Origin of the sequence: Hoyosella sp. YIM 151337 (assembly GCF_026041215.1) — a bacterium.
Taxonomy (GTDB): domain Bacteria; phylum Actinomycetota; class Actinomycetes; order Mycobacteriales; family Mycobacteriaceae; genus Hoyosella.
Map to the genome: position 1 here is coordinate 186,691 of NZ_JAPEIQ010000028.1, position 24,681 is coordinate 211,371.

The window sequence follows — 24,681 nt, forward strand, 5'->3', positions numbered from 1 at the left end:
CGCTCACGGTGACCGCACGACATACTGACTCGGCACCTGGAATGTTCTGTCTCGTCCTCCACAGCCACCTGCCGTGGCTTGCCCACCATGGCCGCTGGCCGGTCGGTGAAGAGTGGCTGTATCAGTCGTGGGCCGCGACTTACCAGCCGGTCTTGCGTGTGCTGCGCCGCCTCGCGGAGGAAGGGCGCGAAAACCTCCTAACACTCGGCGTAACCCCCGTACTCGCCGCGCAACTCGATGATCCCTACACGGTGGCAGGGATGCACGACTGGCTCGGTAATTGGCAGTTGCGCAGCCATGAAGCAGCGCTCACACCGCGCCGAGGCCAGTCCGGCAGCGCTGCGACCGCACCCGCAGCGCTGCGCGAGCTGGGCGCCCGTGAACACCGTGCCTCTGCGGCGGCGCTGGCGGACTTCGAACAACATTGGCGGCACGGGGGCGCGGGCCTCATCAGAGCGCTCAGCGATTCCGGCGCGGTCGAACTGCTCGGCGGCCCGCTCACGCACCCCTTTCAACCGCTCCTCGATCCCAACCTGCGGGCATTCGCGCTGCAACAGGGACTCGCCGACGCGAAGCAGCGGTTTGGCCAGCGTCCCACCGGAATCTGGGCACCGGAGTGCGCGTACACACCCGGGCTGGAAACGCTCTACCAGCAAAGCGGCGTCACGCATTTTCTCGTCGACGGCCCCAGCCTCCGCGGCGATACGAGCCTCGGACGCCCCGTTGGCGCGTCCAATGTGGTCGCATTCGGGCGTGACCTCAGTGTCAGCTATCGCGTGTGGTCACCCAAGTCGGGCTACCCCGGGCACCGTGACTATCGCGACTTTCACAGTTACCACCACGCAACTGGACTCAAGCCTGCGCGCGTCACCAGCAAGCACACCCCGCCTGAACGCAAGTCCCCCTACGACCCAGATCGAGCCGCTGCCGCGCTCTCCGAACACGCTGACGACTTCATCGCAACCGTGCGCGCCCGGCTTACCGAGGAGGCCGCCCGGATCGGCCGTCCGGCAGTCGTCGTTGCCGCATTTGACACCGAACTATTCGGACACTGGTGGCATGAGGGTCCGGACTGGCTTGAACTCGTGCTGCGCCGGATGCCTGAAGCTGGCATCACCGTAGGTACCCTTCGGGATGCGAAAAACCAGGGATATGTTGGCAGTGCGACGCCGATACCCGACTCCTCGTGGGGATCGGGCAAGGACTGGCGCGTGTGGGCTGGTCATGGTGTGCAGGATCTCGTTCAGCTGAACGCTGAAGTCGCCGACCTGGCCATTACCGCCGTGTGCAAGCGGCGGGAGCAGATCCCCCACTTCGTACGCGACGCGGTGTCCGACCAGATTCTGCGCGAGGCGCTGCTGTGCCTCGCGAGCGATTGGGCGTTCATGGTGACCAAGGATTCGGCAGTCGGCTATGCCCGCGACCGGGCACACAAACATGCCCATGCGGCACGTGAGATCGCGGCCGCCGCGCTGAGCGGAGATGAACGACGCGCACGTGCGCTCGCTCACGGCTGGAACCAGGCGGACAGCGTGTTCCCCGCACTCGACAGCCGGCTGCTCGGAGTGGGAAGCGAGGCTGTTCGGTGAAAGTGCTTATCGTTTCGTGGGAATATCCGCCCGTCATCGTTGGCGGGCTCGGAAGGCACGTCCACAACCTCGCCGTGCACCTCGCCCAAGCGGGCCATGATGTCGTCGTCCTCGCCCGTCAGCCATCAGGCACCGACGCTGCCTCCCACCCCACCACCGACTCCTCGGCCGACGGTGTGCGCGTTGTCGCAGCCGCCGAAGACCCTCCGCACTTGATCTTCGGCGAAGACATGATCGCCTGGACGCTCGCGATGGGGCACGCGATGGTACGAGCCGGGCTGCAACTCAGCGAGGAATGGCGGCCGGATGTCGTGCACGCCCATGACTGGCTCGTCGCGCACCCGGCAATCACCCTCGCCGAACACCTCGGCGTGCCGCTCGTGGCAACCATCCACGCCACCGAGGCTGGGCGCCACAGTGGCTGGGTTTCCGGCCGAATCAACAAACAAGTGCACTCGGTCGAATGGTGGTTAGCTAACGCCGCGGACGCCCTCATCACCTGCTCGCGGTCGATGCGCGACGAGGTGTGCGCCCTATTCGGGCCCGCGCTCTCACCTGTGACGGTAATTCACAATGGCATCGACACCGCAACCTGGGCGTTTCGCCGCAGAGCGCCACGCACTGGGCCGCCGCGCCTGTTCTACGCCGGCCGCCTTGAGTATGAGAAAGGCATCCAGGATGCGGTCAAAGCCCTGCGTGAGGTGCGTAAGACGCATCCCGGGACGACTCTGACCGTCGCGGGTTCAGGGACTCAACTCGAATGGCTGAAGCAGTGTGCCCGCGAGGCGCGCGTGAGCAGGTCAGTCAGATTCATCGGGTCACTTGGCCACGATGACCTGCTGGCGTGGCTATATCAGGCCGACGCGATTCTGCTGCCCAGCCGGTACGAACCGTTCGGCATCGTGGCTCTGGAGGCTGCTGCGGCCGGCGCACCACTTATTGCTTCGACCGCGGGCGGACTCGGAGAGGCCGTTATCGACGGCGTGACAGGCCGCACATTTGCTCCTGGCGATGTGGCCGGTCTGGTCAGCTGTATCCGCAACGCGCTCGATGAACCCGAACTCACTCAGCAGCTCGCGGATGCCGCACGCAAGCGCCTCACCCAGGAGTTCGATTGGGCGACGGTTGCATTTGCGACAGCCGAGGTATACAAAACGACGAGCAAACGTCCACATCGGACATTAGGGCGCCCCACCATAGTCGAGCGCCCCCTGCCAGGACGCTGAGCAACTCCGAACCACCCTCCCGGAGTCACCAACACACTTACTGAGACAAGGGATAGGCTGACCGGTATGGGTTTTTCAGTCAAGGGCAAGACAGTGCTCATCACGGGTGCTGCCATGGGCATGGGACGGCTGTTCGCGGAGAAGGCCGTCAAAGAAGGCGCCAGCTTCGTCATCGTCTGGGACATCAACGGCCCCGAACTAGAGAAGACCGCGGCCGCGCTTGAAGAAGCCGGCGGCAAAGTGCATGCGCAGGTCGTCGACGTTGCTGATCTCGATCAGATCGTCAAAGCTGCCCAGGAAGTCAAGGATCAGTACGGCGCGCCGCACGTACTCATCAACAACGCTGGTGTAGTCCGGGGCAAGAACTTCTGGGAGCACGACAACATTCGGGACACCAAGTTCACGATCGACATCAACGTTCTCGCACCGATGTACATCACGCGCGAGTTCATCAACGAGATGCTCGAGCGTGACGACGATTCCCGGATCATCACTCTTGCGAGCGCGGCCGGTACCGTCGCGAACCCACGCATGTCGGTGTATGCCGGCTCGAAGTGGGCGGCACTCGGGTGGAGCGATTCGGTCCGGCTTGAACTCGAGCAGGCGAACCACAAGCATGTCAAGGTCACGACGGTGTGCCCCAGCTACATCGACACTGGCATGTTCGCAGGCGCGAAGGGCCCGCTGCTGGCCCCAATCCTGAAGCCTCAGGAGGTCGTGGACAAGAGCTGGCAGGCAATGAAGGACGGCACCCCGCTAATCTTCTTGCCGAAGACGGTACTGCTGTCCAAGGGCCTCAAAGGTGTGCTTCCTACCCGGGCGTGGGACTTCCTCGCTGGCCGGGTTCTCGGTGTGTACCACAGCATGGACGAATTCAAGGGTCGCGAGACAAAGTCCTAAGACTCACGAACGTCATCGCGTGTCCTGACTAGGAAAGCCGCACCAGCAGCGTCGGTGAAATTCCGGCGCGGGGGTGCGGCTTTCGCTATACCGGGACCAGCGTCAGCCAGCGTCCCGCACCTTTCCAAGTTTCTTGCGCTCGATGTCGGCGAGGGCAGCTTCGTGCCTGCGCCGCTCGTCTGCAGTCCGCTCCCACGCGTCTTTCCGGTTCTTGACGACCTTGGCGGGCGCTCCGACCGCAATGCTGTAATCCGGGATCATGCCCTTGACCACCGCGTGCGCGCCGAGCACACAACCGCGGCCCACCGCGGTGTTTCGCAGCACCGTGACCTTCGTCGCGATCCAGGTGTCAGCACCGATCCGGGTGGGGCCTTTGACTATGCCCTGGTCTTTGATCGGCACGTTGATGTCGTCGATGACATGGTCAAAATCGCAAATGTAGCACCAGTCGGCGATCAGCGCGGCGTCACCAAACTCGATATCGAGATAGGCGTTCACGACGTTCTGACGGCCGAATACGACTTTGTCGCCGATTCGCAACGAGCCTTCGTGACAGCGGATAGCGTTGCCATCACCGATATGCACCCAGCGGCCGATCTCGAGCCGCCCGAGGCCCGGCGTGGCATGAATCTCGACGTTCTTACCGAGAAACACCATGCCCCGCAGAATGACATGCGGGTTGGCGAGCCTGAATTTCAGCAAACGGTAGTAACGCACCAAATACCACGGCGTGTACGCCTTATTCCGAATCACCCAGCGCAACGACGCCAAAGAGAGAAATCGCACCTGTCCCGAGTCGTCACCGCCCCGGCTCCGCGCAACCCACCGCGATCGGTACGGCGAACCCCACATACTCGTCATGACGGTCTAGCCTACGAGATGACGTCCGCGATCGGTGTATAGGGAAGGCCGTGTGTGCGCGCCACAGGTTCCTCGGTAACCGCACCCGCCGCCACGTTGACGCCGAGAGCCAGCGCACCGTCAGCTTTGATCCCCGCCTCCCAGCCGCTTCGCGCAATCCTGTGGATGTACGGGAGCGTCGCGTGCACGAGCGCTGACGTGGACGTACGCGGCACCGCCGCAGGCATGTTGGTTACTGCGTAGAAGACTGAGCTGTACACCGGATACGTCGGCTTGTCATGGGTAGTGGGCCGTGAATCTTCGAAACAGCCGCCCTGGTCGATCGCGATATCCACGAGCACACTGCCCCGCTTCATCCGGCTCACCTGCTCATTGGTGACCAAGCGGGGGGCCCGGGCACCAGGGACTAGCACTGCGCCAATCACCAGATCAGCCGCGATCACTGCGGCCTCAAGCACCGTCGTCGTAGCCATCAAGGTCCGCACGCGGTTTCCGTATCGCTCGAGCAGATGCCGCAGGCGCGCCGGGTTCTTGTCGAATGCTGTCACTTCAGCGCCCATACCGACCGCGACATCGATGGCGTGCGTTCCTGCATTGCCAGCCCCGATCACAACGACCCGTGCTGGCTCGACACCGGCGATTCCGCCGAACAGCACACCGCGGCCGCCGCTTGCCGCCTGCAGCGCCCACGCACCGACCTGGCTCGCAAGGCGACCTGCGATCTCACTCATGGGTGTGAGCAGCGGCAGCGATCCGTCCGGCAGTTCGACTGTCTCGTATCCGATGGCTGTGACACCGCTCTTCACGAGAGCTTGGGTGCATTCCGGCGACGCGGCGAGATGCAGATAGGTGAACAAGGTCAGATCCTCGCGCAGGAATGCGTACTCCGCTGGCTGCGGTTCTTTGACCTTCACAACGAGTTCACAATCGTTCCACGCCGCTGCTGCATCCACAATGCGTGCACCGACAGCCCGGAAATCTGAATCAGCGAACGACGACCCTGCACCTGCGCCGGCCTCGACGAAAACATCATGCCCGGCGGCTCGAAGGTCATGCACAGCCGACGGTGTCAGCGCGATGCGGTTCTCGCCGCTCTTGATTTCTCGGGGAACCCCAATTCGCATCCGGACCTCCCATCAGCTTCATATCGAGAGTGGCATGCCTTGCCGGCTAGCGCAGAGAGTTCCGGATTTCGTGATCTTCCCGCGCGCTCAGCGCGCGCCTGCGCTTGGCGCATGCGGTAGACAAATGAACGCTGCGGCGCGCTCGCCGATCCGCGTGACAACCATGCTCAATGCGCGGGGGCCGCGAAGCTTCAGCCGCTTCCGGAACGCGTCGGGATCAAGGTTCACACCACGAACCAGAATTTCCAGACTTCCGCATTCCCGGGCCGCAAGCTCCCGCCGGATCTGCTTCTCCCGCAGTGGAGCTGTCGCGAGGATTTCGTGGCCCCGGGTCCCGGGCGGAAGCACATCCCCCGTGAGATAGGCGATGTGCGGGTCGAGCTGCCACAGCCCGTGACGCGCGGCGTAGTGGCGCACCAGTCCGGCGCGCACAACGGCGCCATCGGGGTCGATGATGAACCTGCCTGGCGCCCGCTGCGCAGCGACACAGGGGTCCATGCTGGAGATGCTCCAGGAAGAACCGTCACTGTTGAGCACTGTGGCGCGCGTCTGACTGTGGAGTTCCGTGACCCCGGGCGACCACAATGTGCATTCACGCACTCCCCCGTCAAGGGACACGATTTCCGTCTCGCCCTCCCAGTTGAGCTCACGGTAATCCAGCCCGGGTGCGCATTTGATCACGAAATCGCGGCCCTTGTAAGCGCTGAGCAGGCTGGGCAGCGGCGGCTGCAGCGCCGATGGATCGCTCGTGCGCCGCGCACCGGTGCGCCGCGCCGGGTCCGCGACGAGCACTGCATCCCGTGTGCACGGCCGCAACGCGTCGGCACGGGCCACCGCGGCACCCGGAACATTCGCAGCGGCCATGGCCAGCCTGACTGGGTCGAGGTCGCTGCCCACCGCGACCGACGCAGTCTTCGCGAGCTCATACAGGTCCGCACCGATCGAGCACGTCACGTCATGTATAGCGCGTCCCCTGAGCCGCTGTGCGCGGTGCTTGCCCACCAGGGTTGGTGTGGCCTGCTGCGCAGCGTCGTCAGTGAACAACCAGTCGTGCGCACCGGGCAGCTTTGCCGCCGCTTTGCGGCGCAACCGCACTGTTTCCGCGACCGCAGCCGCGAACTGTGGCCAGCGCCGACGCAGTCCATCGATTTCGCTGATCAGGCTTCGTTCGGTCAACAACAGATCCGAAGCGGCGTCCAGCGCGTCGGCGCCCTCCCCGGATTTCAGAAAAGCGATGTCACCGAGGCTAAATTCGTATGCCACCGCCAGCGTATAAAGCTAGCGGGCCGGCTTCACGCCGGTGATCATCGCGTTGTAGAAGAACTTTTTGGGAACGACCCGGCGCAGCACAGTCTCGTCGAGCCAGCTGAGTTTCTTCCATGCCTGGAACGCGAACAGACGCCACGCCACGGTCAGCTTCTCTTCGGGCACCGCAGCCTCGAACGTGCGAATGGGCCAGCCGAGCAGCGCTGCCGCGAACTCCTCAGTCCGCACGCGGACATCAACTGCGCCGGCGTCGGCCGCCAGCTCCTCCAGCGCGGCAGGATCAAAGGTGTGCAGATCGACGACGGCCTCAAGTGCAGCTGCGCGAGACGACTCGTCCAGTTCCTGTTGCGGGCGGCGCCAGCTCCGCAGGATAGACAGCCGCGTGACGTTCGTCGTCGCAAACCACGTCAGCTGCCCGAGCTTGCGCGCATACAGGTTGCCGATCGTGGTGGGCTCGCCCGCGAAGATGAACCGTCCGCCTGGCTTCAAGACGCGCAGCACCTCCGCCAGCGCCTTCCCCACGTCGGGGATGTGGTGGAGGACTGCGTGGCCCACCACGAGGTCGAAAGTATCGTCCTCGTACGGGATCCCTTCCGCATCAGCAACCCGCCCGTCAACCGTGAGGCCCAGGTTCTCGGCGTTGCGCAGCGCAACCTGCACCATGCCGGGTGACAGGTCGGTCACCGAACCGGTCTTCGCAATTCCCGCCTGCATGAGATTCAGCAGGAAGAAGCCGGTGCCACAACCAAGCTCAAGCGCTCGCTCGTAGGGCAGCGACACATCATCCGCGTCCCCCGCGATGGCATCGAAGCGGCCTCGGGCATAGTCGATGCAGCGCTCGTCGTACGAAATTGACCATTTGTCGTCGTAGGTCTCCGCTTCCCAATCGTGGTATAGGACCTGCGCGAGCTTCGTGTCCTCGAACGCCGCGGCGACCTCCTCGGCCGTTGCGCGCGGCCGGGGTGCCGGATCCCCGGCGGGCCCATTGTTCTGCGGTTCGTTCGCAGGGCTGGTCTGATCTGCGTCGCTTGACATCATCGTCATGAGTTTCTGCTGGTCCTGTCAGTCCGTCGGTCGGGAATACGCTGGCTCACTGGCCGGTGAACTCGGCTTTGCCGGGCCCGTTATCGATGAATGATTTCATACCGATTGTGCGGTCGTCGGTCGCGAAGAGCCCCGCAAACAAGTGGCGCTCTATAGCCAGGCCGGTGTCGAGATCAGTATCGAGCCCCTGATCGATCGCGGCTTTCGCTGCAGCGAGCGCACGCGATGCTCCGCGAGCAAACTGCGACGCCCACGCCAGCGCCGCGTTGTACACCTCATCCGGCGCGACGACCTCGTCGACAAGCCCGATGGACAGGGCTTCCTCTGCGCCGACGAAACGGCCCGTAAACACCATATCCTTCGCGCGCGACGGGCCCACGAGCCGCGCAAGCCGCTGCGTGCCGCCGCCACCGGGGATGACGCCGAGCAAGATTTCTGGCACGCCCAGCTTCGCATTGTCACCAGCGATTCGGCGGTCAGCACCGAGTGCGACCTCTAGGCCACCGCCTAGTGCGTAACCTGTGATCGCCGCGACCGTCGGCTTTGGGATCATAGCGACCGCGCTGAGGCCAGCCTGCAATCCCGCGATCGCCTCAGACATCTCCTGGTACGACATGGCGGCCATTTCCTTGACGTCCGCACCGGCGGCGAAGACCTTCTCACCGCCGAAAACGATCACTGCCTTGACATCAGAACGCCGGGACGCCTCCTGCGCGACCTCGATCAACTCGCTCTGCACTTGCCGGTTCAGCGCATTCATGGGCGGCCGGTTCAGCCGGATTGTTCCGATGCCATCAGCAACGTCAAGCGTGACAAATTCAGCCATGCAGGCAGGCTACCCCGTCGCAGAACCGAAAACGAAGATGACCGCCCAGGTACACACTCAGCCTCGATCGCGGCGCGCGAAGTATCGCCCATCCTCTGCCGCAAGCGCGATCGGCTGTCCAAACGTCGCTGAGAGATTTTCCGCCGTCATAACCTCACCGAGTGGTCCCTGCGCAACCGCCTCGCCCTCGCGCAACATGAGCACATGCGTGAAGCCTTGCGGCACCTCTTCGACGTGGTGGGTGATGAGCACAATGCCGGGCGACATGTCGTCGGCGGCTAATTCTGCTAACCGGGCGACAAGATCCTCGCGGCCGCCGAGATCGAGCCCTGCCGCCGGTTCGTCCAGCAGCAGGAGTTCCGGATCAGTCATGAGGGAACGCGCGATGAGCACTCGTTTCCTCTCCCCTTCGGAAAGGGTTCCGTACTGGCGGTCCACAAGATGGTCAGCACCCACCGCCTTGAGCATTTCACGCGCACGATCATGATCGATCTCGTCGTAGTCTTCGCGCCAGCGGCCAAGCACTGCGTATCCCGCCGATACGACCAGGTCAGCGACCCGCTCACCCGAGGGCACTCGCTGGGCTATCGCTGCGGAAGACAATCCGATGCGCGGGCGCAGCTCGCTCACATCGGTGCGGCCGAGCATCTCACCGAGAATATTCGCGCGTCCAGAGGTGGGATGGAGTTCCGCCGCAGCGATTCGCAGCAGGGAAGTCTTCCCGGCACCGTTCGGCCCGAGGATCACCCACCGCTCGCCAGGCCCCACGCGCCAATTCAGCGGGCCAACCAGGGTGTTGCGGCCGCGCCGGAGAAAAACGTCGTCAAATTCGATTAGCAGATCCGGATTAGGTTCATGCACGCCATCCATCTTTGCGCACTGCACGCCGTCCGTCGCGGCGAGGGTCACGCGTGTCGGACTCGTTCGCTCCCGGGCCGGCGTCGTTGCCGTGTTGCTGGCAAGATTTCCCTATGTGCCACAGCGAGGTGTCCGGTCCCGGAAACTCCGCTGCGCTGCCTGCCTTCGAGCTCGAAAAGCTGCTCACCGGCCGCCACAGCGATCCCCACACGCTCCTCGGTTCGCATCAGACAGCGGAGGGGGTAACGCTCCGTGTGTTGCGCCCCTACGCGTCAGCTGTATCGCTTGAGGGTCCCGGATTCCCCATTGATGGTCTGGCTCTGACGCCAATTGCGGACGGCCTCTTCGGCACTGTGCTCCCCGGAGCGCAGCACGGCGGTCCGGAACTGCGCACCTACACCGTTGTGGCACGTTACGCCGATGGGGAACACCGCTCTCCCGATGGATACCGCACGCCGCCCACCCTGGGTCACGCCGATCTTGCACTTTTCGCCGAAGGCGTTCATCCACGCTTGTGGGAAATCCTCGGCGCACACCCCATGCAACACGGCGAGATGACCGGAGTACGTTTCGCCGTATGGGCGCCACACGCCGAAGGCGTGACTGTGACCGGCGATTTCGATCGCTGGTCTGGCCGCGCATTCCCCATGCGCCTCCTCGACGCTGGTGTGTGGGAGGTGTTCGTCCCTGGCGCCACCCCGGGGCAGCTGTACAAATTCCGCGTCCACAGTGCCAGCGGTCGCGTCACCGACAAAGCTGATCCCATGGCCCGTGCCGCCGAACTGCCGCCAGCTACCGCGTCACGCATCGAACCAGCCGACACAGGAGGAGCCCGCTACACGTGGGCGGACTCGATCTGGATGCAGTCGCGGCGACGGGGCGGAGAACGCGATTCAGCCGCAGGTATTACCGGCGCCGCCGCGCGTCAGCAGCCGCTGAGTATCTATGAGGTGCACGCCGGATCGTGGCGGAAATCCCCCGGCGGCCGCGCCATGGGTTATCGGGATCTCGCTCGGGAACTGATTCCGTATGTGCTCGACGCGGGATTTACCCATATCGAGTTCCTGCCGCTCACTGAGCACCCGTTCGGCGGATCCTGGGGTTACCAAGTGACGTCGTACTACGCGCCCACCGCCCGGTACGGGTCACCCGACGACCTGAAATATCTGATCGACCAGTGCCATCGTGCGGGCATAGGCGTCATTCTTGACTGGGTGCCAGCGCACTTCCCGCGCGACGAGTGGTCGCTTGGCCGCTTTGACGGAAGCTGCCTGTATGAGCATCCCGATCCCCAGCGCGGCGAGCAGCCCGAATGGGGCACCTACATTTTCGACTGGGGCAAGCCCGAAGTCAGAAACTTCCTCGCTGCAAGCGCACTGTACTGGCTCAATGAGTTTCATATTGATGGGCTGCGTGTCGACGCGGTCGCCTCCATGCTGTACCTCGACTATGCGCGGCCGCCTGGCGAGTGGCACCCCAACGAACTCGGCGGTCGGGAGAACCTTGAAGCAGCCGCTTTTCTGCAGCAGTTGACGGCGATGATCGACCAGCATTGCCCGGGCGCGATTACAATCGCCGAGGACTCCACGACGTGGCCGGGAGTGACCAGGGCTGTCGCCCTGGGTGGTCTGGGGTTCACCTTCAAATGGAATCTCCGGTGGATGAATGATGTGTTGCGCTACGCGTCAAGAGATTTTGACGAGCGAAGGCTGCACCATAGCGAACTGACCTACTCCTTGCTCTACGCCTGGAATGAGCACTATGTGCTGCCCATCAGCCATGACGAGGTCGTCCACGGCAAGGGAACGCTGTGGACGCGGATGCCCGGAAACACCGAGCAGCGATGCGCCGGTGTACGCGCGCTGCTGAGCTACATGTGGGCCCATCCCGGCAAGAAGTTACTCTTCATGGGGCAAGAGTTTGGCCAAAGTAGGGAGTGGAGCGAAACCCGTGGTCTCGACTGGTTCGAGACACGCTCGAACACCGCAGCCGGGCACGCCCACGCAGGGATAGCCACCCTAGTTCGGGAACTCAACCGCCTTTGCCGCACCCGCCCCGAACTCTCGGAACTCGACGGCGCACCGGAAGGCTTCTCCTGGGTTTCGTCTAGCGATGCCGCCAACAGCGTCGTCTCGTTTCACCGGATAAGCGGTGCTCACATGCTGGTTTGTGTAGTGAACTTCGCCACGGAGCGGCACACCGCCTATCGGTTGGGACTGCCCCAGCCAGGCCCGTGGCGCGTCCTGCTCAACTCGGACGCTCCGGAATTCGGGGGCCCCGCGCACGTTGGGGAGAGCCTCGTTAGCGTCAGCCGTACTCCCTGGCATGGCCGCCACACGTCAGCCGTCCTTGACCTGCCGCCGCTCACCGCACTGTGGCTCGAGCCCGCATGACGGCCCGGTTGCAGCAGCTGGGTGTGCTGTTTGCCGCCGGAAGCGTGCTACTCACGGGTTGCGCGCCGACTGGCGGTGAGGCGAGCGAGACAATCGCGGGGCTTGAGGTCCGTGACGGCCCCAGCGGCGTGCGGGAAGATGCGCCGCCACCAACGGCCCGCGCATACGGTGGCGCGACGTCCCAGCCGGATACCGTCGCTCTGCACGCGATTAGTGACCTTAATGAGTTCTGGCGGGAGAACATCCGCCTTGTGGCCGATCGGCCGTTCAGTGAGGTCAGTCGTTTACTTTCGTGGGACGCGACCGCAGATGTCCGCGATGCCGGAGTGTTTTGCCACGCGACAACCGCCGGACTTGAGAACGCCGCGTACTGTCCTGAAGACAACTCAATCGGCTGGGACCGCGACATCCTCCTGCCCTACGTCGCTGAGCATTTCGGTGACATCGGGATTGCCACCGTTATGGCGCATGAATTCGGGCACGCGGTCTCTTTCCATACACACGCCTCGCACGACCCGGCCGGCCTCACCGGTGACGCATTGCTGCTGTGGGAACAGCAAGCCGACTGCTATGCGGGCGTATATCTGCGGCACGTTGCTGAGGGCGCGTCGCCCCGCTTCACGCTCAGTACAACGGACGGCATCAGGTCCGTGCTGGCCGCAATGGTGGCCATCCGAGACCACGATGTCACCGCGTTCGCCTCGGGGCACGGTTCCGGACTCGACAGAGTGACAGCGCTACAACTGGGCTTCACCGAAGGCGCGCCGCGCTGCGCAGCCCTTGACGGCACCGAACTGCACGCGCGATCGCCAGTTGTCCAGGATTTCGCCGGACCACACGACACTGGTGAACTCCCCGTGAACCAGGGCACCGTCAGCCTCGTCGCCGAGTCATTCGCTGCAGCATTCGGCACGCAGGCGACGCCCGTGGTGTTAAGTGAGTCCGGAGGGGCCTTTTGCGGCGCGGAGGAGCGCTCTGCTGGCCCGGCTATCCCCGCGAAGTACTGCCGCGACACACGGTCGCTCGCTATTAGCCTGCATGAACTAGCCAGCCGCGGGCGTGTCGAGCGCTCGCCGGGCCCCTTCCCGGCAGCCGTTCGGGGTGATTTCAGCGCGTTCGGCATCGTCGCGTCGCGGCTCGCCCTCGCGTTGCGGGACGACGCAGGACTTCCGCTCGACGGAGCAGAAGCCGCATGGGCTGCCGCGTGCTACACCGGCGCGTGGGCACGGTCCACCGCCCAGACTGACTCGGGCCGTATCTTCCTGTCCCCCGGGGATCTCGACGAAGCACTCAGCGAACTCGTGACAGGGGATCTGATCGCAAGCGACGGTAGCGCTGAGCCGCTACGCAGCGCCTTCGCCCGTGTCGACGCGTACCGCAGCGGGCTCACCGGCGGCCCGGACGCCTGCTGAATGCACTAGTACAGCGCGGCAGCCAAGTTGCGTCGCGCGGACAGGACGAGCGGGTCGGCCGGATCGAACAATTCCAGAAGCGAGAGCAGGCGCTCTCGGGCACGAGCCCGGTCATCACCGGCTGTCGTCTTCACGACGTCGATGAGGCGGGCGAAAGCACGGTCCTGCTGGCGGCTCACCACCTCAAAGTCCGCGGCAGCGAGCTGAGCGTCCACATCGCTGGGATTCGCATCGGCAGTCGCCACCACATCGGGAGTGAGCGACTGAACGCGCGACAGGAATCGGGCGTGATTCACGCCTGCCTTCGCTTCAGCGTTCTTCGGCTCATCATTCAGGATCCGCGCATACGCTTCCTCGGCGGCCGCGAAATCGCCATCCTGCAGTGCATCCTCGGCGGCTACGATGCGCGGGTCACGCGGGGGTTCGACAGGCTCCTGGCCGTCGTCCACTGGCTCACCCGGAAGTTTCCCCTCGACAGCGCCCAGCAACTCATCGAGCCATTGGCGAATCTGCGCCTCCGACTGCACCCCAGCGAACGCGTGCAGGGGCTGGCCCGCCGCGATCGCCACGACGGTAGGAATGGACTGGACTCCGAATGCCTGCGCGATACGCGGATTCTGGTCGACGTCGACTTTTGCCAGCACCCACTTGCCACCGGCCTCACTCGCCAGCTTCTCGAGCACCGGCGAGAGCTGTTTGCAGGGCTCACACCACGTGGCCCACAGATCGACGACAACGAGCACCCTGTTAGAGCGTTCAAGGACGTCGGTTTCGAAGCTCTGTTCGGTCACGTCGACGACAGCCGAACGGCCCGTCTGCGGGGCGGGGCCGCCGGGTCCGCCCTGCGGCGGTGGGGCTGCTTGCGCAGGCGGCTGCGTGGCACGCTCCTTCAGGGCGGAGAGATCGACGGCACCTGCAAGTGAACTTGGGAACGATCCAGCGCGGCCCGCGGGCGACGCTGATTGTGGTCCTGGTCGAGTCACGCCACTAGTTTGGCATGGATTCGCGACGTGTCACGCCCGGCCCGGCTGTACGGCTCAGGCTAGGTCGGCTGCCAGGGCTGCTCGGACTGGTCCGTCAGCAGGGAATCGACACGCTGCACCTTGGCGTGCAGCTGGTTGGTGAAGCCTGGCCGGATGTCGGCCTTGAGAACCAGGCTAGTGCGGGGTGAGCTGCGCGCGACTGCCTCGCAGGCCCGCTTCACCACCGCCATCACCTCATCCCATTCGCCTTCGATCGTGGTGAACATGGATGTCGTCTCATGCGGAAGCCCCGATTCGCGGACGACTCGGATCGCCGCAGCTACCGCTTCGCCCACGCCGCCGGTTTCGTCCCCGGCCATCGGGCTGACGCTGAAAGCAACAAGCATGATGTCCTCCTTCGCCGCTTGGACCGGGAAGTCTGCCGACTACGCCAGCTTATCGGGTAACCGGTACGGCTTCCGGGGTGTCTGGCCGCAGGTAACGCGCTGAAAGCTCCGCGAGGTGTCCCTTGCGAACCGCCCACCACTCGAAAACCACGGTTCCGATCGGCGGAATGCTGGAAAGCAGCGCTAGGGCCGTCACTCCCCATGTCCACTTGAGTTCCCGGGCAGTCGCAAGCGCGACAACGATGAACACCACGAAGGCGATGCCGTGGAGGGGCCCGAAGATCTTGACACCGATCTCGGAGGTTTGAGGGACGTACTTGAAGAACATTCCGATAAGCAAGCCCACCCAGGTGAAGGCTTCAAATACCGCGACGAAGCGGAAACGCTTGGCGGAGGTACTGAGGTCGAGGAAGTCACGCATGGGTGCCATTCTGCCTCATCACCCCCGCCAGTACTACACTCCGTCGTACTAGCGCGTGGGGACGCGGACGATCAGCGCATCACCCTGACCGCCACCACCACACAGACCAGCAGCTCCGGTACCGCCGCCGCGCCGCCGCAGCTCCAGTGCGAGATGCAGCACAATGCGCGCCCCCGACATTCCCAGCGGGTGCCCCAGCGCGATCGCGCCGCCATTCACATTGACCCGGTCCGCACCGATACCGAGTTCGCGTGCCGACACGATGCCGACGGCCGCGAAGGCCTCGTTGATTTCGACAAGGTCGAGTTCAGACGGACTCAGCCCCACCTTTTGACACGCGTTGCGGATGGACATCGAAGGCTGAGACTGCAGCGTCGAATCCGGGCCGGCAGACATCCCATGCGGGCCAATTTCCGCCAGCCAGTCAACGCCGAGCGCCTCCGCCTTTGCGCGGCTCATGACCACAAGCGCCGCCGCACCGTCGGAGATCTGTGAGGCGTTACCGGCCGTCACGGTGCCGCCCTTGCGGAAGGCCGGGCGCAACCGTCCGAGGGATTCCGCCGTCGTATCACCGCGCACACCCTCATCCGCACGGAACTCGACCGGATCGCCCTTCCGCTGCGGGACAGCAACAGGGACCACTTCGTCGTCGTACAGACCGTCTTTCCACGCCCGCGCTGCACGCTGGTGTGACGCTGCGGCAAACTCATCTTGTTCTTCACGGCTGACGGCATCGGTGTCGTTGCGCTTCTCCGTGAGCGCCCCCATAGCCTCCTGTGTGAACACGTCACGGAGACCGTCAAAAGCCATGTGATCCACGAGCGTCGTGTCGCCGTACTTCGTACCCTCGCGGCTATTCAGCAACAGGTGCGGGGCCTGACTCATTGACTCCATACCGCCCGCGATGACGACGTCAGCTTCGCCGGCACGGATCATCTGATCCGCGACCGCGATGGAATTGAGCCCGGACAAGCACACCTTGTTGATGTTCGTCGACGGAACAGTCATCGGAATCCCTGCAGCAGCAGCCGCCTGGCGCGCGGGGATCTGGCCTGCGCCTGCCTGCAGTACATGCCCGAGGATCACATATTGCACTGCCTCCGGCGCGATGCCTGCCTTCTCGATTGCACCTTTGATCGCAATGCCACCAAGATCCGCAGCGGACAGACCTTTCAGCGACCCGAGCAGACGGCCAATTGGCGTGCGGGCTCCCGACACGATGACCGACGACGTCATGTGAACCTCCGTTTGTGCGCCGATCCCAGCACAGCGGACTGGGACTAACAGGACCAGGTTACCTGCACGTCGCACTGCTACATCCGGGCTGACGCACTGTCCTGCCGACTGTCGCTACACGCACGGACGCTACCTTTACTGCTATGACGTCTACCGACATCTCCACATTGATCACGCAGATTGACCACGTCGGCGTGGCGGTCGCGGACCTCGATGCCGCGATCGCCTGGTACAGCACCGCATTCGGGCTGGTGGTCGCGCATCGCGAAACCAACGCGGAACAAGGCGTCGAAGAAGCGATGCTGGTTCCCGCAGGGCAATCAGGCCAGGCGGAGAGCGCGACCACCGCCATCCAGCTGCTCGCCCCCCTGACAGCCGAGTCCACCATTCAGCGTTTCCTCGATCGCAACGGCCCGGGGATGCAGCAACTCGCCTATCGGGTAACTGATCTCGACGCGGCCGCAGCGCACTTCCGCAGCCAGGGTATCCGTCTCCTGTACGACGAGCCGCGCCGCGGCACCGCCGACTCACGAATCAATTTCCTGCACCCTAAGGACGCGGGCGGAATTCTCGTGGAACTTGTAGAGCCTGCTTCCGGCGTGCCGAACCATTAATCTCCCGTTTGGCGTGCACACTGTTGCCATCAGGACAGAGTGGTCAGCCGACCACCACAGCTCACTCGCACGATAAGGCTGATTCAGATGGCGCGATTGACCGACGGGACACCCCAAAGCACGATGTTCAGCATCGCGATGCGCGGTTACGACCGCACGGAAGTGCACGAACAGCTCAGCAGGCTCGACGCGGAAATTCGTGTCACTGCGGCGGATCGTGATGCTATCGCTGCGCAGGCGAACGACCTGGCTGACCAGTTGGATGAGGCACGCTCCGAGATCCAGTCCATGCGTGAGGAGATCGAGCAGCTCTCGTCGACTCCGACGACCGCTGCGGACGTCAGTGACCGTATCGCGCGGATGCTCCGGCTCGCCGCGGATGAGGCGGCCGAAACGCGCGCAGAAGCGCAGGCAGAGGCCGCCGAAATCGTCTCGGTAGCGGAGCAGAACGCACACGAACTCGAAACCCGCCAGAATCGCGAGTACGAAGAGTGGACGCAGCGCCGCGCCCGCCTTGAGGCGGAGCAGAAGGAAACTCTCGCACGAGCACGCAGCGAAGCCGAGCGCATCGTCGAGGGCGCGGAAGCGAAGCGCCGCCAGATCGAGGCGGAGACCAAAGCACAGCAGCGCCAGGAACAAGACGACTTCAACACCGCGATGGCGGAGAAGCGCACTACGGCGCTGCGCGAGATCGAAGAACTTCGCGATCGCGCCCGCAAGGACGCCGAGCGCATCGTGCGTGAAGCCCAAGAAGATGCGGACAACCGGGTGCGGACCGCGAGCCAGAAGGCTAACGACCGTATTTCGTACTCCGCCAAGCTCGCCGAAGATCTGGGCAGCGCGCGCGATCACTTGCTGGACCAGATTCTGAAGGTACGCGCGCAGTTCGACACGTTCCCCAGCCTGCTGAACCAGACCGATGACGAACGCAACCTGCTCGACGACGCCGCGCGCACAATGTCAGCCAACAAGCGTGAGGTCGCGTCACTGCAGAACGGGCGCAATGGCGATGCCCGCAACTACCGCAGCAACGGGAACGAGCACGATTCCGCAACCGATTCCTCGGTGCACGCCACGCCGGATTCGCACTCCTGAACAACACCAAGAAGTAGGTCCAGGCTCAGAAGGACCCGGACTGTGGGGGCCGCTACCAGCGGCGCGTCACAGTACGGGTCCTTCGCGCTTTCCAGCATCCTGAGTGCCAGTGGCGCCGCTCAGACGCACCTCCGGTGCTGATCGGCCACGCAACCACATGCGGAGTGCCGACCGCGATTGTCTGGTCGCACCCAGGACACCGGTACGTCTTTGTGGCCGCGGCCCCCGTTACTGTGCGGACAGCGTAGTCGTCATCAGCCTTTGCGCCGGGGCCGGTCTGCACCGACGTCCCGAACACGCTTGAGTTCGATACGGGACGGTACGCGGCGGACGCATTGCGTCCGCCGCTCTTCCGTGTGTTCCGCCGAGGCACATCATCGATCGTAACGATGTGCCTGGCCGTTAGCCGGCAAGGTGGGTGCGGATCACATCAGTGAGGTTCTCGGGCGTGAAACCGAAGCGCGTTTGCAGTTCCTTGAGCGGCGCGGAGGCGCCGAAGGTGTGCATCCCGATGATGGATCCACCGAAACCGGTGTACCGGTCCCACCCCAGCGTCGACGCCTTCTCAATGGCGACGCGCTCGGTGATGTGCGGCGGCAGCACCGCACGCCGGTACTCCTCGGGCTGCCGGTCGAATAGCTCCTGACACGGCATGCTTACCACCCGGATTCGCGCACCCTCCGCGGTCAGCTGCTCGTACGTTTGCACCGCGATGTGAACTTCGCTGCCCGTCGCAATCACGATCACTTCAGGCTCCGCACCCCCCGGCGGGTCTGCGAGCACATACGCGCCACTGGCGACACCCGCAGCTGAACCGTACTTGTCGCGGTCCAGCGTCGGCAGATTCTGCCGAGTCAGGACGATCGCCGCAGGTTCATGCCGAAGCGGCAGCACAGTACGCCATGTTTCCACGACCTCGTTCGCGTCACACGGACGGAACACGTCTAGCCCAGGAATCGCGCGGAGGGAAGCGAGCTGCTCAACTGGCTGATGTGTTGGGCCGTCTTCCCCCACGCCGATCGAATCGTGCGTGAAAACGTGAATCACAGGGAGTTCCATCAGCGCGGACAGCCGGATAGCACCGCGCGCGAAATCCGAGAAGATCAGAAAGGTCGACCAATATGCCCGGATCTTGGAGAGCGCCAGCCCGTTGGCGACCGCGGCAGACAGGAATTCACGGACGCCGAAGTGGATGTTTCGCCCGGCGTGGTTGTCTGCGCCAAAATCCCCGGCACCCTCGAAGGTCAGACGGGTTTTGGTCGACGGCGCGAGGTCGGCGGAGCCGCCCATCAGCCACGGTACGTTTTTTGCGATCGCATTCAAAACCTCACCGGAAGAGCTACGCGTCGCGACTCCCTTCGCATCCGGGGGATACGCCTGAACCCCGGAGTCCCACCCGGACGGGAGTTGCCTGCGCACCATAGCGTCCAGCTGCGCGGCTAGTTCCGGAAACTCTCCCCGATAGCGTTCGAAAAGCGTTTCCCATTCCGCGCGCAGACGGCGTCCGCGATGACCAACACCATTGGCGAAGTGCTCGTAAACACCATCGGGAACCAGGAAATGCTCGTCTTCGGGCCAGCCGTAGAACCGCTTGGCGGCGGCTGCCTCCGCTTCCCCGAGTGGCTCACCGTGCGCCGACGCGGTGCCCTGCTTGTTCGGTGCACCGTAGCCGATGTGGCTGTCGACAATGATCAGTGTCGGGCGAACAGTCTCTTGCTGAAACTCGCTTAATGCACGGGCGAAAGCAAGCGTGTCATTGGCGTCCTGCACCCGAACTACTTGCCAGCCATGGCCCGCAAAACGTGTCGCGACATCCTCGGTGAACGCGAGCTCAGTACTGCCCTCAATGCTGATTTGGTTGCTGTCGTAAATCCAGCAGAGGTTGGCGAGCTTGAGGTGCCCGGCGAGGGATGCTGCTTCAGCCGCAACGCCTTCCATCAGATCGCCATCGCCGCACAGTACGTATGTGTTGTAGGTGAAAAGCTCAAAGCCTGGGCGATTGAAGTATGCGGCCAGCCACCGCGCGGCCATCGCCATGCCGACTGATGTCGCTGCTCCCGTGCCCAGCGGCCCTGTCGTTGCTTCGACGCCCGCAGTCCAGCGGTATTCAGGATGGCCTGGGCATTTCGAATCGAGCTGACGGAAGTGCCGCAGATCATCAAGGCTGACGGCGGGGTCGCCGAGCACCTCGTAGTCCGGGTTGACTGATCGCACCCCGGTCAGATGCAGTGCTGAGTACAGCAACGTAGACGCATGCCCAACGGAGAGTACGAACCTGTCCCGGTCCGGCCAGATCGGAGCCGTCGGGTCGTACCGCAAGATCTCCTGCCACAGGGTGTACACGACAGGCGCCATCGACATGGGCGTGCCCGGATGCCCTGAATTGGCGGCCTGCACCGCGTCAATGCACAGCGTCCGGATTGTGTTAATGGCGAGTTTGTCTAGCTCTGTATCGGTGTTCGTGGCGACCACAGTCACTCCCAGGTCTTGAGTTGTCAGTTGTTTCTGAATTGCCGCGCACTGTTCGTGACGCGGCCGAGTAGTTCAGACCGTGACGCCTCGACGCAGCACACACTCGCTCCCTCTAGCGTAGGGACACCATCAGTTAAAATTGACACTAAATTCGAACGCGCGGTGATCAGAAAAGCCGCAAGTGTGCCGATTCCGCTCCGCGCAGCGCGTCATAGTCAAGGACAACGCAGCGGATGCCCCGATCCTCTGCAAGAGTGCGGGCCTGCGGTTTGATTTGTTGCGCGGCGAACACACCCTGAACCGGCGCAAGCAGCGGATCGCGGTTGAGTAGTTCGATGTAGCGGGTGAGTTGCTCGACACCGTCGATCTCACCGCGGCGTTTGATTTCAACAGCCACGGACACGCCATGCGCGTCACGACACATAAGGTCTACGGGGCCGATCGCGGTGGGAAACTCCCGGCGGACAAGCGTCCAGCCTTCGCCGAGCGTGGTCACATGCTCGGCCAGGAGTTTTTGCAGATGGGCCTCCACGCCGTCCTTCACGAGCCCTGGATCGATTCCAAGATCGTGCGCGGAGTCATGGAAAGTGTCCTCGATCGTGATGATCAACTCTTCACCGGCTTTGTTTTTAACCACCCACTTACCCGGTTCCTCGGTGAGCCAGCATGGCGGGGACATCCAGTTCAGGGGTTTGTAAGAGCCCCCGTCTGAATGGACAAGGACAGAGCCATCCGCTTTCACCAACAGCAGCCGTTTAGCCATGGGCAGATGCGCAGTCAGTCGTCCCACATAGTCGACCTGGCATTGAGCGATCACTAAACGCACCCGTCCACCATACGGGTGTGGGCACTAATGCCATAACGACCGCGCCGGACCGTCGTGATCGAAGCAGGCGCGAGCCGCCGGATTGCGGCCAACAGCACCAGATGCTCGCCTAGTCTCTGTGTATGCGCCTACTACCGTCGCTTGAATCCCCACTGGGGTCGTGGCTTCTCGGCAGCGAACGCGAGGGGCGTTTTAAGCGGCGCGTGCGGATTCAGTTGTTGCTTACTGTGTTTCTGGTCAGTGCAAACGTGATTGGTGTCGCGATCCTGCTGGTACTCATCGCGTTCGTTGTTCCCGGACCGGACGTCATCCGAGAGCCCCAGTTTCGCTTAGCAAACTTCATCGCAGTGCCGATCTATGTGGCGCTCGCACTCGTGATCGGTATTCTCTGGGGAACAAAACGGGCTCTTAAGGACTTGCGCTGGTCCCGCGAAGGCCAGGTACCGACGCGAAAACAGCAGCGACGAGCACTCGCGACGCCGTGGCGGCTCACCGTGATCCAGTTCTTTCTGTGGGCGGTCGCCGTCGTCTTCTTCACCACGCTGTACGGGATTATCGAACCCGATATCATCGCCAAAGTCGCGTTCACCGTCGGCGCGTCCGGCATCGTCGTCTGCGCGATCTCGTACTTACTCAGCGAGTTCGCTCTCAGACCAATCGCTGCCGAGGCTCTTGCCGCTGGCGGACCGCAGCGACGGCGGGTCGGCACGGTTGGGCGTTCGATAGTCAGCTGGTGCCTTGGCACGGGGGTGCCCGTCGCCGGTTTGATGATCATTGCCATTGCCGCAATCATCCGCGATGATGTCTCAGTCGGTCAGTTGATCACCGCGATCCTCGCGCTCGGAGCGATTGTCTTGTGCTTCGGCCTGCTGATGGAAATCCTCACCGCGATACGTACCGTCACTCCTATCCGGCTCGTGCGCCGCGCAATGCAGCGCGTCGAAGACGGCGATCTCAGCGCCAAGGTCGTTGTTTTCGACGGCACGGAACTCGGTGACTTGCAGGTCGGTTTCAATCGCATGGCTGACGGCCTGCGCGAGCGCGAACGCATGCGGGACCTGTTCGGCCGCCATGTGGGCCGGGCCGTTGCCGAACGTGCTCTCGAAGACAATCCTGAACTCGGCGGCGAGGAACGCAATGTCGCGGTTTTCTTTATTGACGTGATCGGTTCGACCACTCTCGCAGTCAATAACCCACCGAAAGAGGTAGTGGCACTTTTGAACCGCTTCTTCGCTGTCGTGGTCGAAGAGGTCGATGATCACGGTGGCTTCATCAATAAGTTCGAGGGTGACGCGGCGCTGGCAATTTTCGGTGCCCCAACCGAACTGGACGACCCCGCGGGCGCCGCGCTCGCCTCCGCGCGCCGGATCATGACGCGGCTCAAACGCGAGGTCCCTGAGTGCGAGGCCGGAATCGGCGTCGCCTACGGCCGCGCGGTCGCCGGAAATGTCGGGGCACACGAACGATTCGAATTCACCGTGATCGGCGATCCAGTCAATGAAGCCGCACGGCTTTCTGATGTATCCAAGAAGGTGCCGGGCCGCATCGCGGCGTCTCGGCCAACGACAGACGCCGCACGAAAATCTGAATCGAAGAGATGGTGCTCGCACGACCGCGTCACTTTGCGCGGGCGCAACCAGGAAACAGAGATTCTCATCGCCAAGGACTTCTCCGATGAGCGTGAAACCTCCCCTGCCGAGGCAGCGAAATCATCTCAGTACTAATAGCAGTGGATTAGCCAGACTGGGCAGTAGCGCGGATGTGGGCGCGTTCACCTTGTCGGCCCACAAGGCTCAGGTATTCGACTGGGCCACTGCTGGTAGCGCCGAACCAGTGAGGGGTACGGGTGTCGAACTCGGCTGCTTCACCAGCGCGCAAGAGGAAATCCTGGTCCCCAAGTACCAGCCGCAGAGTCCCGTTGAGGACGTATGCCCAATCGAACCCTTCGTGCGAGCGGAGATCAGGGACGGCGTCGTCGCTGCCGGGGGGTAGCACAAACTTGTAAGCCTGGATTCCTCCCGGCCGCCGGGTGAGCGGGATGATTATCGATCCGTCGCTGCATTCAATCGGACGCAGGTCGACACGAGGGTTTGCGGTTCGCGGCGCGCCGACCAGTGAGTCAATGGTGACGCCGTAATACCGAGCGAGTGGCAGGAGTTGTTCCAAAGTCGGCCGTCGCAGCCCGGCTTCAAGACGCGACAGAGTGCTAGTGGAGATTCCGGTCTCATTGGCTAACTCCATGAGGGTTACCTCGCGACGCAACCGCAACTGTTTGAGCCGTGGCCCCACAGTGTCGAGCGTCTTATCTGTCGTATTGCCCATACCGCCATTTTGCCATTCAGCAAGAAACTTTGCGTCCCCGCACGGATGTGCGTCAGCCTGGTCGCACAACAACGAGATGGAGGCAGCGCAATGAATGCAGCGCACAGGTTTGATAGGACCTACTGGGAAAACCACTGGGCTCCCACGGCCAGTAACGACACTCGGCACCTGCCAGTCAATCCCTACCTCTCCGCCGAGATCGGCCACTTGCCGCCGGGAACCGCACTGGACGCCGGATGCGGAGCCGGTACCGAGGCTCTCTGGCTGGCTACACGAGGCTGGCAAGTCACCGGCGCCGACATCTCCGCATCCGCGCTAGCTACAGCGACCGCACGCGCGAGCGCCGCAGGCCTCTCCAGCAGTACCGAGTGGGTTGAGGTGGACCTCACCTGTTGGGAACCGGATCGCAGATGGGATCTCGTTATTACGAACTATGCCCACCCAGAAAGTGGGCAGCTAGCGTTCTACGCGCAGATCGCATCGTGGGTTGCTCCGGCCGGCACGATCCTCATCGTGGGACACGTTCACGATTCCGATCACGGTCACGCCCACCCCGATGGTGCCACCGCTACCCAGGGCGGTATTACGGAACTGTTCACCAGACCAGATTGGCGTGTCGAGTCCCGCTACGAGAATGCTCGCAATGTGCACGGGGGCGGGCGGCAAATGCAGCTGCGCGACGTGATCGTGCGCGCTCGACGAATTTCGTGAAATCGCGTTTCATTCGCGCAGAACTGCCTGTGGTTTTTGTGTGGTGTGACGTAAAAAAGGGGGACCGTGGTGGTCCCCCTTTTTTTTGTGGTTGGTGTCCGGCGGTGTCCTACTCT

Annotated in this window: 22 protein-coding genes; 9 read left to right on the top strand and 13 right to left on the bottom strand. The window is 63.4% G+C overall.

Going from position 1 to position 24,681, the window contains the following annotated elements; translation table 11 throughout:
- Positions 1–41: 41 nt before the first annotated feature.
- The 3 genes from ONR57_RS14900 (at position 42) to ONR57_RS14910 (ending at position 3,715) form a co-directional block, all read left to right on the top strand.
- Positions 42–1,589 carry a glycoside hydrolase family 57 protein gene (locus ONR57_RS14900; RefSeq protein WP_265124329.1) on the top strand — a complete coding sequence of 516 codons (1,548 nt, stop codon included), beginning with the start codon at positions 42–44 and terminating at the stop codon, positions 1,587–1,589.
- Positions 1,586–2,815, top strand: a complete 1,230-nt coding sequence (locus ONR57_RS14905; RefSeq protein WP_265124292.1) for a glycosyltransferase family 4 protein — start codon at positions 1,586–1,588, stop codon at positions 2,813–2,815. The genes ONR57_RS14900 and ONR57_RS14905 overlap by 4 nt, the downstream gene beginning before the upstream one ends.
- A gap of 66 nt (positions 2,816–2,881) precedes the next feature.
- Positions 2,882–3,715 carry an SDR family NAD(P)-dependent oxidoreductase gene (locus ONR57_RS14910; protein WP_265124293.1) on the top strand — a complete coding sequence of 278 codons (834 nt, stop codon included), beginning with the start codon at positions 2,882–2,884 and terminating at the stop codon, positions 3,713–3,715.
- Between the two features lie 102 nt (positions 3,716–3,817).
- Here the strand turns inward: ONR57_RS14910 and ONR57_RS14915 are convergent, their stop codons facing one another.
- The 6 genes from ONR57_RS14915 to ONR57_RS14940 form a co-directional block, all read right to left on the bottom strand.
- The gene (locus ONR57_RS14915; RefSeq protein ID WP_265124294.1) at positions 3,818–4,576 is read right to left on the bottom strand and encodes an acyltransferase; all 759 of its coding nucleotides are present in this window, start codon (positions 4,574–4,576) and stop codon (positions 3,818–3,820) included.
- Between the two features lie 11 nt (positions 4,577–4,587).
- Complete coding sequence (gene ald, locus ONR57_RS14920; RefSeq protein ID WP_265124295.1) at positions 4,588–5,700, bottom strand: alanine dehydrogenase; 1,113 nt, start codon at positions 5,698–5,700, stop codon at positions 4,588–4,590.
- Positions 5,701–5,787: 87 nt separating this feature from the next.
- The gene (locus tag ONR57_RS14925; RefSeq protein ID WP_265124296.1) at positions 5,788–6,963 is read right to left on the bottom strand and encodes a class I SAM-dependent methyltransferase; all 1,176 of its coding nucleotides are present in this window, start codon (positions 6,961–6,963) and stop codon (positions 5,788–5,790) included.
- A gap of 15 nt (positions 6,964–6,978) precedes the next feature.
- A complete protein-coding gene (locus ONR57_RS14930) occupies positions 6,979–8,010 on the bottom strand; it encodes a class I SAM-dependent methyltransferase (RefSeq protein WP_265124297.1) in 1,032 nt (343 codons plus the stop codon).
- A 46-nt stretch (positions 8,011–8,056) separates the two neighbouring features.
- Positions 8,057–8,836, bottom strand: a complete 780-nt coding sequence (locus tag ONR57_RS14935) for an enoyl-CoA hydratase/isomerase family protein (protein ID WP_265124298.1) — start codon at positions 8,834–8,836, stop codon at positions 8,057–8,059.
- 57 nt (positions 8,837–8,893) lie between these two features.
- Positions 8,894–9,706, bottom strand: a complete 813-nt coding sequence (locus ONR57_RS14940; protein WP_265124330.1) for an ABC transporter ATP-binding protein — start codon at positions 9,704–9,706, stop codon at positions 8,894–8,896.
- Positions 9,707–9,807: 101 nt separating this feature from the next.
- Between ONR57_RS14940 and glgB the strand changes: the two genes are divergently transcribed.
- Positions 9,808–12,087, top strand: a complete 2,280-nt coding sequence (gene glgB, locus ONR57_RS14945) for a 1,4-alpha-glucan branching protein GlgB (RefSeq protein WP_265124299.1) — start codon at positions 9,808–9,810, stop codon at positions 12,085–12,087.
- Entirely contained in the window at positions 12,084–13,499 is a 1,416-nt protein-coding gene (locus ONR57_RS14950; protein ID WP_265124300.1) for a metallopeptidase, read from the top strand. Before glgB ends, ONR57_RS14950 begins: the two co-directional genes overlap by 4 nt.
- Before the next feature lie 5 nt (positions 13,500–13,504).
- On the opposite strand, the gene trxA is transcribed toward ONR57_RS14950, so the two are convergent.
- Genes trxA through ONR57_RS14970 form a run of 4 tightly spaced genes read right to left on the bottom strand, consistent with a single transcriptional unit; the run spans position 13,505 to position 16,525 of the window.
- A complete protein-coding gene (trxA, locus tag ONR57_RS14955) occupies positions 13,505–14,482 on the bottom strand; it encodes a thioredoxin (protein WP_265124301.1) in 978 nt (325 codons plus the stop codon).
- A 59-nt stretch (positions 14,483–14,541) separates the two neighbouring features.
- Entirely contained in the window at positions 14,542–14,868 is a 327-nt protein-coding gene (locus tag ONR57_RS14960; RefSeq protein WP_265124302.1) for a thiamine-binding protein, read from the bottom strand.
- Positions 14,869–14,917: 49 nt separating this feature from the next.
- The gene (locus tag ONR57_RS14965; RefSeq protein ID WP_265124303.1) at positions 14,918–15,298 is read right to left on the bottom strand and encodes a DUF3817 domain-containing protein; all 381 of its coding nucleotides are present in this window, start codon (positions 15,296–15,298) and stop codon (positions 14,918–14,920) included.
- Positions 15,299–15,337: 39 nt separating this feature from the next.
- Complete coding sequence (locus ONR57_RS14970) at positions 15,338–16,525, bottom strand: acetyl-CoA C-acetyltransferase (RefSeq protein ID WP_265124304.1); 1,188 nt, start codon at positions 16,523–16,525, stop codon at positions 15,338–15,340.
- Positions 16,526–16,668: 143 nt separating this feature from the next.
- Here ONR57_RS14970 and mce point away from each other — a divergent pair, with 143 nt between their 5' ends.
- Both mce and ONR57_RS14980 read left to right on the top strand, forming a co-directional pair.
- Positions 16,669–17,139 (top strand): methylmalonyl-CoA epimerase, encoded by a 471-nt coding sequence (gene mce / locus ONR57_RS14975; protein ID WP_265124305.1) that lies wholly within the window; start codon positions 16,669–16,671, stop codon positions 17,137–17,139.
- An 87-nt stretch (positions 17,140–17,226) separates the two neighbouring features.
- Positions 17,227–18,234, top strand: a complete 1,008-nt coding sequence (locus ONR57_RS14980; RefSeq protein WP_265124306.1) for a hypothetical protein — start codon at positions 17,227–17,229, stop codon at positions 18,232–18,234.
- Between the two features lie 402 nt (positions 18,235–18,636).
- Here ONR57_RS14980 and tkt read toward each other — a convergent pair whose 3' ends face one another.
- Both tkt and nucS read right to left on the bottom strand, forming a co-directional pair.
- Positions 18,637–20,706 carry a transketolase gene (gene tkt, locus ONR57_RS14990; protein ID WP_265124308.1) on the bottom strand — a complete coding sequence of 690 codons (2,070 nt, stop codon included), beginning with the start codon at positions 20,704–20,706 and terminating at the stop codon, positions 18,637–18,639.
- Positions 20,707–20,872: 166 nt separating this feature from the next.
- Positions 20,873–21,532, bottom strand: a complete 660-nt coding sequence (gene nucS, locus ONR57_RS14995) for an endonuclease NucS (protein WP_265124309.1) — start codon at positions 21,530–21,532, stop codon at positions 20,873–20,875.
- Positions 21,533–21,654: 122 nt separating this feature from the next.
- Here nucS and ONR57_RS15000 point away from each other — a divergent pair, with 122 nt between their 5' ends.
- Positions 21,655–23,256: an adenylate/guanylate cyclase domain-containing protein gene (locus tag ONR57_RS15000; RefSeq protein WP_265124310.1), complete on the top strand. Its 1,602-nt coding sequence runs from the start codon at positions 21,655–21,657 to the stop codon at positions 23,254–23,256.
- Positions 23,257–23,266: 10 nt separating this feature from the next.
- On the opposite strand, the gene ONR57_RS15005 is transcribed toward ONR57_RS15000, so the two are convergent.
- Positions 23,267–23,854, bottom strand: coding sequence for a helix-turn-helix domain-containing protein (locus ONR57_RS15005; protein ID WP_265124311.1), 588 nt, complete (start codon positions 23,852–23,854; stop codon positions 23,267–23,269).
- Positions 23,855–23,944: 90 nt separating this feature from the next.
- On the opposite strand from ONR57_RS15005, the gene ONR57_RS15010 reads away from it, so the two are divergent.
- Positions 23,945–24,565: a bifunctional 2-polyprenyl-6-hydroxyphenol methylase/3-demethylubiquinol 3-O-methyltransferase UbiG gene (locus tag ONR57_RS15010; RefSeq protein WP_265124312.1), complete on the top strand. Its 621-nt coding sequence runs from the start codon at positions 23,945–23,947 to the stop codon at positions 24,563–24,565.
- Positions 24,566–24,681 lie beyond the last annotated feature (116 nt).

Excerpts from the sequence above, each read along its gene's own strand:
- ONR57_RS14980 (WP_265124306.1), top strand. The coding sequence starts at position 17,227 with ATGGCGCGATTGACCGACGGGACACCCCAAAGCACGATGTTCAGCATC.
- ONR57_RS14965 (WP_265124303.1), bottom strand. The coding sequence starts at position 15,298 with ATGGCACCCATGCGTGACTTCCTCGACCTCAGTACCTCCGCCAAGCGT.
- ONR57_RS14940 (WP_265124330.1), bottom strand. The coding sequence starts at position 9,706 with ATGGATGGCGTGCATGAACCTAATCCGGATCTGCTAATCGAATTTGAC.
- ONR57_RS14960 (WP_265124302.1), bottom strand. The coding sequence starts at position 14,868 with ATGCTTGTTGCTTTCAGCGTCAGCCCGATGGCCGGGGACGAAACCGGC.
- ONR57_RS15000 (WP_265124310.1), top strand. The coding sequence starts at position 21,655 with ATGCGCCTACTACCGTCGCTTGAATCCCCACTGGGGTCGTGGCTTCTC.
- ald (WP_265124295.1), bottom strand. The coding sequence starts at position 5,700 with ATGCGAATTGGGGTTCCCCGAGAAATCAAGAGCGGCGAGAACCGCATC.
- ONR57_RS14970 (WP_265124304.1), bottom strand. The coding sequence starts at position 16,525 with ATGACGTCGTCGGTCATCGTGTCGGGAGCCCGCACGCCAATTGGCCGT.
- ONR57_RS15005 (WP_265124311.1), bottom strand. The coding sequence starts at position 23,854 with ATGGGCAATACGACAGATAAGACGCTCGACACTGTGGGGCCACGGCTC.
- ONR57_RS14915 (WP_265124294.1), bottom strand. The coding sequence starts at position 4,576 with ATGACGAGTATGTGGGGTTCGCCGTACCGATCGCGGTGGGTTGCGCGG.
- ONR57_RS14930 (WP_265124297.1), bottom strand. The coding sequence starts at position 8,010 with ATGACGATGATGTCAAGCGACGCAGATCAGACCAGCCCTGCGAACGAA.
- ONR57_RS15010 (WP_265124312.1), top strand. The coding sequence starts at position 23,945 with ATGAATGCAGCGCACAGGTTTGATAGGACCTACTGGGAAAACCACTGG.
- mce (WP_265124305.1), top strand. The coding sequence starts at position 16,669 with ATGACGTCTACCGACATCTCCACATTGATCACGCAGATTGACCACGTC.
- ONR57_RS14910 (WP_265124293.1), top strand. The coding sequence starts at position 2,882 with ATGGGTTTTTCAGTCAAGGGCAAGACAGTGCTCATCACGGGTGCTGCC.
- ONR57_RS14935 (WP_265124298.1), bottom strand. The coding sequence starts at position 8,836 with ATGGCTGAATTTGTCACGCTTGACGTTGCTGATGGCATCGGAACAATC.
- ONR57_RS14950 (WP_265124300.1), top strand. The coding sequence starts at position 12,084 with ATGACGGCCCGGTTGCAGCAGCTGGGTGTGCTGTTTGCCGCCGGAAGC.
- ONR57_RS14900 (WP_265124329.1), top strand. The coding sequence starts at position 42 with ATGTTCTGTCTCGTCCTCCACAGCCACCTGCCGTGGCTTGCCCACCAT.
- glgB (WP_265124299.1), top strand. The coding sequence starts at position 9,808 with ATGTGCCACAGCGAGGTGTCCGGTCCCGGAAACTCCGCTGCGCTGCCT.